The sequence below is a fragment of the Exiguobacterium flavidum genome (assembly GCF_003344535.1).
GTDB classification, from domain to species: Bacteria; Bacillota; Bacilli; order Exiguobacteriales; family Exiguobacteriaceae; genus Exiguobacterium_A; species Exiguobacterium_A flavidum.
Map to the genome: position 1 here is coordinate 182,408 of NZ_QPKS01000006.1, position 13,646 is coordinate 196,053.

The 13,646-nt window shown below is 51.8% G+C and carries 15 protein-coding genes; 4 read left to right on the top strand and 11 right to left on the bottom strand.

The features are described from left to right. Nucleotides 1-112: 112 nt before the first annotated feature. Nucleotides 113-283 carry a DUF5325 family protein gene (locus DFG60_RS13635; RefSeq protein ID WP_157964502.1) on the top strand — a complete coding sequence of 57 codons (171 nt, stop codon included), beginning with the start codon at nucleotides 113-115 and terminating at the stop codon, nucleotides 281-283. 8 nt (nucleotides 284-291) lie between these two features. Here the strand turns inward: DFG60_RS13635 and DFG60_RS07855 are convergent, their stop codons facing one another. The 3 genes from DFG60_RS07855 to DFG60_RS07865 form a co-directional block, all read right to left on the bottom strand. Beyond that, entirely contained in the window at nucleotides 292-1,083 is a 792-nt protein-coding gene (locus DFG60_RS07855; RefSeq protein ID WP_114571199.1) for an inositol monophosphatase family protein, read from the bottom strand. Nucleotides 1,084-1,188: 105 nt separating this feature from the next. Continuing rightward, nucleotides 1,189-1,377, bottom strand: coding sequence for a hypothetical protein (locus DFG60_RS07860; protein WP_114571200.1), 189 nt, complete (start codon nucleotides 1,375-1,377; stop codon nucleotides 1,189-1,191). A gap of 283 nt (nucleotides 1,378-1,660) precedes the next feature. After that, complete coding sequence (locus DFG60_RS07865; RefSeq protein WP_114571201.1) at nucleotides 1,661-1,933, bottom strand: UPF0223 family protein; 273 nt, start codon at nucleotides 1,931-1,933, stop codon at nucleotides 1,661-1,663. 138 nt (nucleotides 1,934-2,071) lie between these two features. Between DFG60_RS07865 and DFG60_RS07870 the strand changes: the two genes are divergently transcribed. Next, on the top strand, nucleotides 2,072-3,559 hold the full coding sequence (locus tag DFG60_RS07870) for an aminotransferase class I/II-fold pyridoxal phosphate-dependent enzyme (RefSeq protein ID WP_114571202.1): 1,488 nt from the start codon (nucleotides 2,072-2,074) through the stop codon (nucleotides 3,557-3,559). Between the two features lie 51 nt (nucleotides 3,560-3,610). On the opposite strand, the gene DFG60_RS07875 is transcribed toward DFG60_RS07870, so the two are convergent. Then, nucleotides 3,611-3,913 carry a DUF3055 domain-containing protein gene (locus DFG60_RS07875; RefSeq protein WP_232818665.1) on the bottom strand — a complete coding sequence of 101 codons (303 nt, stop codon included), beginning with the start codon at nucleotides 3,911-3,913 and terminating at the stop codon, nucleotides 3,611-3,613. Between the two features lie 119 nt (nucleotides 3,914-4,032). Here DFG60_RS07875 and aac(6') point away from each other — a divergent pair, with 119 nt between their 5' ends. Next, a complete protein-coding gene (gene aac(6') / locus DFG60_RS07880) occupies nucleotides 4,033-4,464 on the top strand; it encodes an aminoglycoside 6'-N-acetyltransferase (protein ID WP_114571203.1) in 432 nt (143 codons plus the stop codon). A gap of 47 nt (nucleotides 4,465-4,511) precedes the next feature. On the opposite strand, the gene lpdA is transcribed toward aac(6'), so the two are convergent. The 4 genes from lpdA to pdhA all read right to left on the bottom strand — a co-directional run bounded on the left by lpdA (nucleotide 4,512) and on the right by pdhA (nucleotide 9,376). After that, nucleotides 4,512-5,924, bottom strand: coding sequence for a dihydrolipoyl dehydrogenase (gene lpdA / locus DFG60_RS07885; RefSeq protein WP_114571204.1), 1,413 nt, complete (start codon nucleotides 5,922-5,924; stop codon nucleotides 4,512-4,514). Nucleotides 5,925-5,927: 3 nt separating this feature from the next. Continuing rightward, nucleotides 5,928-7,214 carry a dihydrolipoamide acetyltransferase family protein gene (locus tag DFG60_RS07890; protein WP_114571205.1) on the bottom strand — a complete coding sequence of 429 codons (1,287 nt, stop codon included), beginning with the start codon at nucleotides 7,212-7,214 and terminating at the stop codon, nucleotides 5,928-5,930. A gap of 98 nt (nucleotides 7,215-7,312) precedes the next feature. Then, a complete protein-coding gene (locus DFG60_RS07895; protein ID WP_114571206.1) occupies nucleotides 7,313-8,290 on the bottom strand; it encodes an alpha-ketoacid dehydrogenase subunit beta in 978 nt (325 codons plus the stop codon). 3 nt (nucleotides 8,291-8,293) lie between these two features. Further along, nucleotides 8,294-9,376: a pyruvate dehydrogenase (acetyl-transferring) E1 component subunit alpha gene (gene pdhA / locus DFG60_RS07900; protein WP_114571207.1), complete on the bottom strand. Its 1,083-nt coding sequence runs from the start codon at nucleotides 9,374-9,376 to the stop codon at nucleotides 8,294-8,296. A 377-nt stretch (nucleotides 9,377-9,753) separates the two neighbouring features. Here pdhA and def point away from each other — a divergent pair, with 377 nt between their 5' ends. Further along, a complete protein-coding gene (gene def, locus DFG60_RS07905; protein ID WP_114571208.1) occupies nucleotides 9,754-10,296 on the top strand; it encodes a peptide deformylase in 543 nt (180 codons plus the stop codon). A 95-nt stretch (nucleotides 10,297-10,391) separates the two neighbouring features. Here def and DFG60_RS07910 read toward each other — a convergent pair whose 3' ends face one another. From DFG60_RS07910 to DFG60_RS07920, 3 genes are all read right to left on the bottom strand, one after another. Then, nucleotides 10,392-11,639: an EAL and HDOD domain-containing protein gene (locus DFG60_RS07910; protein WP_114571209.1), complete on the bottom strand. Its 1,248-nt coding sequence runs from the start codon at nucleotides 11,637-11,639 to the stop codon at nucleotides 10,392-10,394. A gap of 118 nt (nucleotides 11,640-11,757) precedes the next feature. Then, on the bottom strand, nucleotides 11,758-13,425 hold the full coding sequence (gene rnjA / locus DFG60_RS07915) for a ribonuclease J1 (RefSeq protein WP_114571210.1): 1,668 nt from the start codon (nucleotides 13,423-13,425) through the stop codon (nucleotides 11,758-11,760). Next, a complete protein-coding gene (locus DFG60_RS07920) occupies nucleotides 13,422-13,640 on the bottom strand; it encodes a DNA-dependent RNA polymerase subunit epsilon (RefSeq protein ID WP_114571211.1) in 219 nt (72 codons plus the stop codon). Before DFG60_RS07920 ends, rnjA begins: the two co-directional genes overlap by 4 nt. Nucleotides 13,641-13,646 lie beyond the last annotated feature (6 nt).

The window sequence follows — 13,646 nt, forward strand, 5'->3', positions numbered from 1 at the left end:
CCGGAGTTGGCAACGACTTCGATTCAAGGCGTTTCGGAAAGCCTTTTCAACCTCGCGAAATAGCGGTAAACTGAAAGGGATTCCGGGTAACCGGCTGAAAGGAGCGTTCATAGTGCGTATCGTATTTTTACTTCTGGCTATTCTCGCCGTCGCTTCGATGGCATCAATCGGCATCTTCGTCGCAGAACAGAATGTGGTGATGATCATCCTTTCACTGCTCGTCATGACGGCAGTGATGGGAGCAGGCTTTGTCCTGAAGGGCAAACTGCGAAAGAACGTCTAAAACGCCTCTCAGGCGTTTTTTTCATCGCCTAGATACGTCAGCACGTCTTCGACGAACGTCCGGCTTCCAGCGAGCACGCTCGTCTGCCCCATGAAGTCCATCGGGGTTCCTTCGATCGAACCGACCACGCCGCCAAGCTCCTCGATCAACAACTGACCGGCCGCATAATCCCATGGCATGTTCCGCATCGTGATGTATCCGTCGACACGTCCGGCTGCAACCCAGGCAAGTTCGAGCGACGCGGCTCCGATGGCACGGCAACCGATCGAATCCGTCACGACCGGACCGAGCAACGACGGATCGATCCGCCTATTACGCGTCACCCAGGTCGCGTTCATGCAAAGCAGCGCGTCCTTGACCTCCTTCTCCTCAAGCCGCGCGAGCCGGACGCCGTTCATGAACGAACCGCCGCCGCGCCGTGCATGAAATAACTCGTCAGCCATGACGTCGTAGACGAACCCGAACATCAAGACCCCGTCGACCATGATGGCAATCGAGATGGCGAACAACCGCTTTTGCCGGATGAAGTTCATCGTTCCGTCGATCGGGTCGACGAACCATACTGTCCCGTCTAACGTCTTAGGACGTTCCGCCATCCCTTCCTCACCGAATATCCCGTGGTCCGGATATACTTCCCCGATACCCTTGATGAGCATCCGCTCGACTTCCTTGTCGATTTCAGTGACGAGATCACTCCGGTTCGTCTTCTCCTCGATCGCATATGCGTGATCGATCTCCTTACGAATATAGTTCCCTGCCCGCTTGATCAAATCGATCGCAAGCTCCTGCATCTCAATCATCCGTATCACCCCGGCTTCATTAATAGTCCAATGATATCATTCTGAACAAAAAAGAAAACCAGCGAAACGATCCGCTGGTCGCACTTCTTCCATTTTATTCCTTGTTTAAGCTTCGAGTCGCACCATCTCTTGCCGGTACTTTTCGAGGCGTTCCTTGCTTGCTCCTACAGCGTCATTGTCTTTCGCGACGATTGCATCATGGAGCGTCGCAAGCTCGTAGTCGATTTCTAAACGCAATACAGGAATGCGTTTTTCTGCATCTTTTCTTTTGAATGCTTCAATCACTTGTTTCACAGGTTCCACACTCCTTTGCGAGTTGAAGGGCATATGTTGTCAGATAATTATGAAAATTGTTAAGGTTTCATCTATATTAGTACTTTTGAAGTTAGATGTAAACCCTCCAATTTTTAAAAATGTGTTTTTGTTTTCTAGTGTTGTATGTAGTATATAGCCGTCATTCGAAATGTTTAAACTGAATTAAAGACAATTCATTACTTCAAGAAAGGATTTTTTCGATTCTTATATAAGAAAAGACGGCCCACCAATGGGAGCCGCCTCTTTCGTCCTCGTCTGTTGATCACTTCTTCAAGCGCAACTTTTCTGCGGAGCTGCTGCGAGCCTCCTGCACTGCCTTATAGCTTGAGCAGCCAGTCTCTTCATAATAGAACTGATCAAGCTGCTTCTCTTCCGACTTCGAGGTGACGATCGCCTTGAACGCACGATAAGCCTCGAGCAGTTCGGTACGCTTGACCCCTTCCTCGTAGGTCTGTTCGACTTTCCCGAAAAATTCGATGACCGTGACGATCTCATCGGTCGACCAATCCGGGTTGAGCGGATAATTGATTCTCACTCCAAAACACTTCCTTCCTCACTGAACATTTTCTATTCTACCCTGAACTTGAGACACAAAACAGTTGCAACCTTTCAGAAACTTGGTATAGTTAGCTTGTTTGATTGTTTTTTATTCGGTTTTAAGGGGGGAAATCTGGTGCAAACAAAAAGCTTAACACAGCTCGATACACCTCTATTCGATGCGCTGCTCGCGCATGCGAAACGTCAACCAATTCAATTTCATATTCCCGGTCATAAAAATGGTCAAGGGATGGATCCTGCGTTCCGTGACTTCATCGGTCAGAACGCACTCGATATCGATTTGATCAATATCGCTCCGCTCGATGATCTCCACCATCCGAAAGGAATCATCCGCGAAGCACATCAACTCGCTGCGAACGCATTCCATGCAGACGAGACGTTCTTCTCCGTCCAAGGGACCTCGACTGCCATCATGGCGATGATCATGAGCGTGGTCGGCCCGGACGATAAGATCCTTGTCCCGCGCAACGTCCATAAGTCGGTGATGTCGGCAATCGTTCTTTCTGGAGCGCACCCGATTTTCATTCACCCTGAATTCGACGAGACGTTCGGCATCGCTCACGGTATCACTCCGAGCGCCGTCGAACGGGCGCTCAGTCTCCATCCGGACACGAAGGCGCTCCTCGTCATCAATCCGACCTATTTCGGCGTCGCTGGCGACCTCGAGAGCATCGTGCGAGTGGCGCATAACAAAGGAATCCCAGTGCTCGTCGACGAGGCGCACGGCGTCCACATCGGCTTCCATGAGGGTATGCCGCTGTCTGCTATGCAGGCCGGCGCTGACCTCGCCGCGACGAGCGTCCACAAGCTCGGCGGGTCTCTGACAGGCAGCTCGATCCTCAACGTCCGGCGCGGCCTTGTCTCGCCTGATAAGGTGAAGGCCGTGCTCTCGATGCTGACGACGACTTCGACGTCCTATCTTCTGCTCGCATCGCTCGACTGTGCGCGACGTCACCTTGCCGTCAATGGTGAGGCGATGAACCGCCGATCGCTCGAACTCGCGACACGGATGCGCCTTGGTCTCGCGAAGCTCCCGTACCTCGCCGTCTTCGGTGAAGCGGACCTTCATTCGAGCGCGACGTTCGCGTTCGACCCGACGAAGGTGCTGATCTCGGTCAAGGGACTCGGTATCACTGGTCACCTCGTCGAGGAGTACCTGCGCGACGAACACCGGATCGAAGTCGAACTGTCAGACTTGAACAACATTCTCCTCATCATCACGTCCGGAGATTCGGAAGAGACGGTCGATGCCCTTTTGCAGGCGATGGCCGCTCTCGTCGAGAGATTCAAGGACTCTGGCGCACAGACGACAGATCACTCGATCGTGTTGCCGGACATCCCGGCCCTCGCCCTCAGCCCGCGTGACGCTTTTTATGAAGAGACGGAGACGATCCCGCTCATGAGCGCGGTAGGACGCATTTCAGCCGAGTTCATGATGGTCTATCCGCCCGGAATCCCGATTTTCATCCCGGGAGAGATGATCACGGCAGACAACCTCGCCTATATCAAGCAAAACATCGAAGCGGGTCTTCCGGTACAGGGACTTGAGGATCATACGCTTCAGACGATCAAGGTCATCCAGCAGTCAAACGCTATTCGTTGATCGACCAAAAAAAGGGCAGTGCTTCCATCTGGAGGCACTGCCCTTTTCGTCTTAGTCTGCCTGTTCGTAATGCGGGACGTACGGCAGTAGCTCGCTTAGGAACTCTCCTACGCTCTCCTCGTCGACTGCGGCGACGTCAAGCAGGCGAACGAGCGTCCCTTCCTCGAGCACGTCATCATGGTCGAGGAGTGCTGCCTTCCCGCTCTCGATGCAGACGACAAGTGTCTTGCCGAAAAATTGTGACGTGAAGACGATGCCAAAGTCATACCGCGAAAGTTCCGTCGTTATACCGATGAAGCGAACTTGATCCATCTCTGAGAAGGTGTACAGTTCCTCTAAGCCGATCTCCTCCATCGCGGCCATCTCCTCTTTTTTCTGACTTTTCCTTCTTTGAAGCATGTTGAAACCAGGCAGGAGAGCACACATGCCGTCACGAATGAGATGAACAGGACGTTCAATTGGAGGAATCATACATGCAATTCTATCGCGCTATGCAACATGATGCAGCAGACATCGCATCACTCGCGCTGCAGCTTTGGCCACACGCTTCCTATGATGAGCTGCTCGACGAACTAGACTTCGATGATCCGATGCAGAGCTACATCCTCGCCCGCGTCGACCTCGAAGCGATCGGTTTTTGTCACGTCGCGCTCCGCTTCGACTATGTCGAGGGGACTTCTTCATCTCCGGTCGCCTACCTCGAAGGAATCTTCGTCGTTCCACAGTGGAGAAATCAAAAGGTAGCGGCCGGCCTCATCGAGCAAGCAACCCGCTTCGGCCGTGAACAAGGATGTACCGAGCTCGCATCCGATACCGAACTTTCAAACACCGAGAGCCAAGCTTTCCATGAAGCACTCGGGTTCAAGGAAGCGAATCGCATCGTCTGCTATACGAAACGGATATGAACATGAAAAAAGCGTCGCTTCCCATGAGGAAACGACGCTTTTGTAAATTACTTGATGATGTGGATCGGGCTGCCGATCGCAACTTCTGCAGTTTCCATCGCGATTTCACCGAGTGAAGGGTGAGCGTGGATCGTAAGTGCGATATCTTCAGCAGTCATGCCTGCTTCGATGGCAAGGCCCATCTCAGCGATCATGTCTGAAGCGCCTGTACCAGCGATTTGCGCGCCGATCAGGAGACCATCTTCCTTACGTGTGATCATTTTCAGGAAGCCGTCCGGCTCGTTGAGTGCAAGAGCACGTCCGTTTGCAGCGTAAGGGAATTTCGACGCGACGTAGTCGAGTCCTTCCTCTTTCGCTTGTGCTTCCGTGTAACCGACAGTCGCGAGTTCAGGGTCTGTGAAGACGACCGCTGGAATCGCGCTGTAGTCGAGGTATGCAGGGTGTCCTGCAGCTGCTTCTGCAGCGATTTTCGCTTCGAACGACGCTTTGTGTGCAAGCGGCGGTCCAGGAACGATATCACCGATTGCGTAGACGTTCTCGTTCGACGTCTTGCACTGATCGTCGATTTCGATGAGTCCACGGTCGCTGACTTTGACGTCGCCCATCTCAAGGCCGAGGTCACCAGTGTTCGGACGGCGGCCGACAGTGACGAGGACGTAGTCCGCGTCGACTGATTGCTCTTCGCCATTCACTTCGAATGTGACTTTCACGCCAGTTTCCGTCTCTTCGACACCTTTAGCAAGTGCTTCGGTATGGATCGTGACGTTGCCTTTTTGCTTGATTTTCTTTTTGACGACTTGCGTCATCGCTGGCTCGAAACCAGACAGGATGTCTTTCATACCTTCAAGGATGACGACTTCCGTGTCGAAGTTCGCGTACGCCGTACCAAGTTCCATACCGATATATCCTCCGCCGATGACGACGAGTTTTTTCGGGATTTCAGGAAGGTTGAGCGCGCCTGTAGACGAAAGGACACGTTTCGACCATTTGAAAGCTGGAAGTTCGATCGGAGTCGAACCTGTCGCGATGATACATTTCTTGAATTTGTATGGTGTAGACGTTTCGCCGCTGATGACGCGTACTGTGTCTTCCGATTGGAAGAAAGCTTCACCGCGAACAGTCTCGACTTTATTTCCTTTGAGGAGACCTTCGACTCCGCCAGTCAACTTGTTGACGACGGATTGCTTCCAAGCTTGGACTTTAGAGAAGTCGACTGAGACGTTCTCAGAAGTGATTCCCATCGAGTCTGAACCTTTAGCGTGCTGGAAGTTGTGTCCAGCCGTGATGAGCGCTTTCGACGGAATACATCCGACGTTCAGGCAGACCCCACCGAAGTTCTCGCGTTCTACGATCGTTACTTTCATGCCGAGCTGTGCGCCGCGGATTGCTGCGACGTAACCACCAGGACCTGCTCCGATTACGAGCAAATCTGTTTCTGTTGCGAATTCACCTACTACCATTTCTTATCCCTCCATAATGAGAAGTTGTGGGTCGTTCAACAAGCGCTTAACGAGGTTGAGCGCGTTTTGAGCTGTTGCGCCGTCGATGAGACGGTGGTCGAAGCTGAATGAGAGCGCGAGGACTGGTGCGACGACGATTTCGCCGTTTTTGACGACAGCCTTCTCAGCGATACGGCCGATACCGAGGATCGCGACTTCCGGATGGTTGATGACCGGTGTGAACCACTGGCCGCCAGCTGAACCGATGTTCGTGATCGTGATCGATCCGCCTTTCATCTCGTCTCCAGACAACTTGCCTTCACGCGCTTTGCCCGCGAGGTCGTTGATGTTGTCAGCGAGAGCGAAGATCGACTTGCGGTCAGCATCCTTGACGACTGGGACGACGAGTCCGTTGTCCGTGTCAGCAGCGATACCGATGTTGAAGTAGTTTTTGTAGACGATTTCTTCGTTGACATCGTCGATCGACGCATTGATTGCAGGGTACTTCTTAGCCGCAGCAGTCAAAGCCTTGACTACGAACGGAAGGTATGTCAGCTTCGTACCTTGTGCAGCAGCGACTTCCTTGAAGTTCTTGCGGAGTGCGACGAGATTCGTGACATCCACTTCGTCCATGAGTGTTACGTGTGGAGCAGTATGTTTCGAGTTGACCATCGCTTTTGAGATCGCTTTGCGGATCCCTTTGATCTTCTCGCGAGTCTCCAGCTCAGGTTGTGCAGCGACGTAAGGTTTGACTTCCGTCTTAGCAGCAGATGCAGCAGGAGCTTTCGCTTCTTCAGCAGCAGGAGCAGCAGATGTTTGACCACCGTTTGCGAATGCATCGATGTCTTCACGGACGATGCGGCCGTTGTCGCCAGAGCCCTGTACCTCGCGGATGTCGATGCCTTTTTCACGTGCATACTTACGTACTGAAGGCATTGCGATGACGCGCTCTGATTTATGGAGTTGAACACCTTGTGGACGGTCTTCGACTTTCTTCTCTTCAGGAGCCGCTTCTGCTTTTGCTTCTTCTTTTGGTGCTTCTTCAGTCGGTGCAGAAGCAGAACCTTCGCCCTCGACTTCGAATGTGATGAGGACGTCACCAACGACAGCTACTACGCCTTCGCCGACTTTGACTTCCTTGACAGTACCGTCGACTGGCGACGGGATTTCGACGACCGCTTTGTCGTTTTGTACTTCAAGCAATACGTCGTCCTCTTTTACTGTGTCTCCTGCTTTGACGAACCATTTTACGATTTCGCCTTCGTGAATGCCTTCACCGATGTCCGGCAGTGTGAATTCAAATACTCCCATTTGAATATGCCTCCTTTTATTTCACTCTTCGCTGGGTGCTGCTATCTTTAAAACGGAACAAGGAGAGAATTTCGCCCTCTCCCGTACCGAATCACTTTTTAGAAGTTGTAGACTTGTTTCACTTTCTCGACGATATCCTTGTGGTCAGGGAGCCATGCATCTTCACCTTGTGCGAACGGGAAGATCGTGTCTGGCGCTGCCACACGAAGGATTGGTGCTTCGAGGTCGAGGATCGCACGTTCTTGGATTTCAGTCGCTACCATAGCTGCGATACCAGCCTGCTTCTGAGCTTCCTGAACGACGACGACGCGGTTCGTCTTCTTGACCGACTCGACGATCGTGTCGATGTCGATCGGGCTGATCGTCATCAAGTCGATGATTTCGACGCTGATGTTCTCTTTTTCAAGTTCTTCAGCAGCCTTGAGTGAAGCGTGGACCATCGCGCCGTAAGTGACGATCGTGACGTCCGTTCCTTCACGTTTGATGTCAGCTTTACCGAGTTCGATCGTGTAGTCGCCTTCAGGAACTTCACCGCGGAACGAACGGTAGAGCTTCATGTGCTCGAGGAATACGACCGGGTCGTTGTCGCGGATCGAAGCGATCAAGAGACCTTTCGCATCGTACGGTGTCGAAGGGATGACGACTTTCAGTCCTGGCGACTGAGCCATCAATCCTTCGAGGTTGTCCGCGTGAAGCTCAGGTGTCTTAACGCCGCCGCCGAATGGTGAACGGATCGTTACTGGTGAAGAGTACACGCCGCCAGAACGGTAACGCATACGTGCGAGCTGTGCCGCGACCGAATCGAATACTTCGAAAACGAAACCGAAGAACTGGATTTCCATGATCGGGCGGAAGCCTGTCAATGTAAGACCGACAGCGAGACCGCCGATTCCTGATTCTGCGAGAGGCGTATCGAATACGCGATCTTCGCCGAACTCGTCTTGAAGACCTTCCGTCGCACGGAATACCCCACCGTTTTTACCGACGTCTTCTCCGAACAAGAGAACTTGTTCGTCGCGTTTCATCTCGACGCGCATCGCGTCAGTGATCGCTTGGATCATCGTCATTTGTGCCATGGGTTATTTCGACTCCTTTGCTGTATACTCTTCGAGTTGCTCTTGAAGGTTCTGTGGAAGCTTCTCGAACATCACGTTGATGAAATCAGTGACTTTTTGTTTTGGTTCTTTATCAGCTTGCGCGAGTGCATCCTTGACGTCTGCTTTCGCCTGCTCAATGACTTCGTTCTCTTTCTCTTCGTTCCAGAGGCCTTTTGCTTCCATGAAGAGGCGGAAACGGACGAGTGGATCTTGAGCTTGATACTCATCATCCATGTCCTTCGTACGGTAACGAGTCGGGTCATCCCCTGCGAGCGTGTGTGGACCGTAACGGTATGTGAGTGTCTCGATGAGTGTCGGAACGCCTTCAAGTGCTTCTACGCGCGCTTGCTTCGTTGCCGCGTAAACAGCAAGGACGTCCATACCATCGACTTGGATGCCGTTGATACCGGCAGCGACAGCTTTTTGAGCGATCGTTTTCGCCATCGATTGCTTCTCGACAGGTGTAGAGATCGCGAATCGGTTGTTCTGTACGACGAAGATCGCAGGAGCCTTGAAAGCACCGGCGAAGTTCATACCTTCGTAGAAGTCACCTTGTGAAGAACCGCCGTCACCTGTGTAAGTGATCGCGACGTTTTGTTTTCCGTTCTTTTTAAGACCGAGTGCGACACCAGCGGTTTGGACGATCTGTGCACCGATGATGATCTGTGGCATCAAGACGTTCACGCCCTCAGGCATTTTGCCGCCCGTGATGTGACCACGTGAGAACAAGAACGCTTTATAGAGCGGGAAACCGTGGAAGACCATTTGCGGGATGTCACGGTAACCAGGGAGGATCCAGTCTTCTTTGTCGAGCGCGAATTGCGTCCCGATCATCGAAGCTTCTTGACCCGCGACTGGCGCGTAGAAACCAAGACGTCCTTGGCGGTTAAGAGAAATGGCGCGTTGGTCCCAGATACGTGTGTATACGAGACGGCGCATGAGTTCAGTAAGTTCTGCATCAGACAATTCTGGCATCGCTTCTTTGTTGACGACTTCGCCCTTCTCGTTGAGAATGCGGAACGTCTCGAAGTTTTCTTCGACGTTTTTAAACATGTTTACGTTCATCTTTTCACCTCATCCTTTCACTGCTCACAGCGAAATATTCCTCTGACTGACTCGAACACATGAAAACAGTGTCCAAAAATGAAAGTCCTAATGACTAATCCTTGAACATGCAGTCTGTGTACCTATTCAGTTGAGTAAACTGTATTAACATGACCAGTCGACGCAATGTGTCCTGTTCATTACGTTACAAGTATAAAACTCTCTATCCTATAAAATCAAAGGAAAAGTTTTATTTTTTTAAACTCGACCCCTTGTGAATACACTCACAATCAAACGGTTCCATATCTTCTGTATCACCTGCTCTCCTCAAACTGTGTCAGTAGCAACCCTCCCAAGAAATTATGCTATAATTTTCTTAGTAGAAAGGGGTGTTATTCATGATCACCATGAATGAGATCATTCGGGAGGATATCGCATCGCTCCACGAACGTTCGGTAGATGTGTCCTTCCCGCTCTCGGAAGAAGACAAAGAGACAATGTACAAACTTCAAGAGTTTTTGCGCAACAGCCAAGACCCGGAAACCGCAGAAAAATATGACCTTCGCAGCGGCATCGGCATCGCTGCTCCTCAAATCGGCATCAACAAGCGGATGTTTGCTATCCGGCTTCCTGATGAGAACGATGAGATATTCGAGTTCGGAATCTACAACCCGAAGATCATCAGCCACTCGGTCGAACAGACCTACCTGACCGGAGGCGAAGGCTGCCTATCCGTCGACCGCGTCGTCGAAGGGCATGTGCCGCGCTATATGCGTATTACCCTAACTGGCATCGATCATAACGGAAATCCCGTAAAATTCCGCCTCAAGGGCATGAAGGCGATCGTCTGTCAGCACGAGTATGATCACCTTGACGGCATCATGTTCTATGACCGGATCGACAAGGATGACCCGTTCAAGGAATATGGGCCGGCCATTTGATGTTTTACTGCAAGAACCGCAAGAGCCGCATCGCCAGAGGAATCAATCCTTTGGTGACGCGGCTCTTTCCTTACTCCGTCCCTTTTCGGCCGACCTCATGCAGGCTCGAATTCATCGATGCGCCGATGTACCTCGACCCAGCTGAGCGAAGCGCGCAGAATATACTCGATAATCGCCATATCGATGTCGAACTCCTTTGCATAGGACGTCAAATCATCCCACTTCCCGCGTTCGGCAGCAATCGCGAAATCGAGCATCGCCCGAAGCGAGTTGCCTTGGCCGGTCAGCGCTTGGTGAATGCTCTCGTTCAGGGGAAGCTCACGTAAGATATCTTCCATCGGCATGTCGAGCAAGACATCGAGCTGTGACAGGATCCCGATCAGGAAACTGCTCGATTCATCGAATCTGCCCGTCTCGATTGCGAGCAGTTCACAGCATTTCGCCCTAAACAACGCCGATTGGGTGATTTCTTCCGACCACATCAGGTGGCTTGCTTCTCTCATTTCCCGAAGCATCAGGATATGGATCCACCGCTTCACTTCCTTGTATCCGAGCAGAATAAGCGCGTGCTTGATTGAGGATACCTCGTTCCTGACACCGACTCCTGGAGAATTTATCAGGCGCAGCAGTTGATAGCTCAGCTGTACCTGTTGCTCGATCGCAGCCGTGATGGCTTCGAGCGATGCCTCATCCTGTAGCAACCGCACGACGCGCAGGATGGATGACATCCGGACAGGCAGTGCCTTCCCGGTCAAAAGGAGCGGTTTCGCATAATAGTACCCTTGATAGAAATGATAGCCTCTCCGGTCGCAAAGAGCATGCACTTCATGCGTCTCTACCTTTTCAGCAAGCATGCGAATATGCGGATAGTTGCTCGAGACGACCTTGAGCAAAACTTGCTGGTGTACATCGTCCATCGCTGTCACATCGACCTTGATGAAATCGATCAAGTCAAACAGCTCACTGCCGAAATTGCGGATGAGGTCAAATTCGAAATCGTCGAGCGCAAGCATGAACCCTCGTTTCTTCCACAGTTCGAGCAAACTGAGGATGTGCGAATCGATCTCAATCGTCTCCAGTATCTCAATGACGAACTGACCCGGGTCGAGCTGATTGATCAAGTCACTTCTAAGCAGCCCTTCCGTGAAGTTGACGAACGTCTTTTTTTGGTTCGACACACGTTCAAGCCCGATATGGACGAGTGCATTCGTCAATACATCGATCGTTGCGAGGTCCCAGTCGACCTCGTTCATGGATGGATTCAAACGACGATAGAGCAATTCATATGCAACTACCTCTCCTGCCGCGTTCAATATCGGTTGACGCGCGATTCCTACCTCCATCAGGCTTCCCTACTTTCCATTTCCTGTTTTCACGTTTCTTTAGATTCATTATAGGAATATATATCCATTTTTTCAATAGTCATCAAAAAAAGCCTAGCAAGTTCGCTAGGCTTCAACCTTATACCTCCATGATGATCGGCATGACCATCGGATGGCGTTGTGTTTTTTCAGCAAGATACGGTGTGAGCGTATCGTTGACGATCTGCTTGATGTCCGTCCATTTCGTGTTGCGGTTCGAAAGAGCTTGATCGAGCGAGCGTTTCAACATACGTTCGGCATCTTTGATCAAATTGCCCGATTCACGCATGTAGACGAAACCGCGCGAGATGATGTCCGGTCCAGCGACAAGACGGTTCGTCTTCGAGTCGAGTGTTACCACGACGACGACGAGGCCTTCCTCTGACAGGATACGGCGATCGCGCAGAACGATGTTCCCGATATCTCCGATTCCCTTACCATCGACGTAGACGGCATTCGCTTGGATCTTGCCTGTGATGGCAGCGGCGTTCGCGTCGAGCGCGAGCACTTCGCCGTTATCCATGACGAAACAGTTATCCGGTTCGACACCCGCTTCGATCGCGAGCGACATGTGTTTCTTGAGCATCCGGTACTCTCCGTGAATCGGCATGAAATACTTCGGCTTGAGCAGGCGAAGCATGAGCAATTGCTCTTGCTGACTGCCGTGTCCAGAAGTATGGATGTCGTTCAACTTGCCGTACATGACGTCCGCACCGGCCTTGTAGAGCTGGTTGATCGTCTTGCCGACAGGGACGACATTCCCAGGAATTGGAGAAGACGAGAAGATGACGAGGTCGTTCGGGATGATCGAGATTTGACGGTGCGTACCGTTCGCGATCCGGCTGAGGGCAGCCATCGGCTCACCTTGCGAACCGGTACAAAGAATCGTCAATTCATTCGCCTTGTAGCGTTTCATTTCGTTCGGCTCGATGATCGTCCCCTTCGGTGCGTTGATGAATCCGAGGTCCTGACCGATCATCATGACCTTGTCCATGCTGCGTCCGAACACGACGATCTTACGCCCTGTCTCGACAGAGGCATCGACCACTTGTTGCAGACGATAGATGTTCGAGGCGAACGTTGCGAAGATGACTCGGCCGTCCGCTTTGCGGAACGTATCAGAAATCGTCTCCCCAACGACGCGCTCACTCATCGTGAACCCTTCGATCTCAGCGTTCGTCGAGTCGGACAGAAGGCAGAGTACGCCCTCTTTTCCAAGTTCCGCCATCTTGGCCAGGTCTGCCGGTTCACCGACAGGAGTGAAGTCGAACTTGAAATCTCCTGTATGAACGATGTTGCCTTGCGGCGTCTTGACTACGACACCGAGTGAGTTCGGGATCGAGTGTGTCGTGCGGAAGAATGAGATGCTCGTCTTGCGGAACTTGATGAGGGAGTCCTCATCGATCTCGTGAAGCTCTGCTTGGCGCAACAAGCCGTGCTCCTCGAGTTTCACCTTGATCAGGCCAAGTGCGATTTTCCCCGCATAGATCGGCAGGTTGACCTGTTTCAGGAGAAATGGCAAACCGCCGATGTGATCTTCGTGTCCGTGCGTGATGAAGACCCCTTTTACTTTGTCGCGGTTCTTGATTAGATACGTGTAATCCGGAATGACGTAGTCGATTCCAAGGAGCTCATCTTCCGGGAACATGACGCCCGCGTCGATGACGATGATTTCATCCTGGAATTGAACGACGTACGTGTTTTTCCCGATTTCGCCGAGTCCGCCTAAAGCGAAGACGGCTGCCTGGTGGTTCTTGACGAACTTCATTCGAACGTCGCCACGGCATAGTCAGGATTTTTTTGTTCATACGTCAGGAAATCGCCGCTCACTTCACGGATGAACTCGACATTGATTTCCTTTTGAAGATGGTCGATCGCCGTGCGCACGTCGCGAACGTCCTCCCCTTCGATATACATGACTTCCGTCCGCTCCCGAACCGGGGCTTCCGATCGTCTCGGCTGGTAAAATACTTTAAAAATCATTCTTCA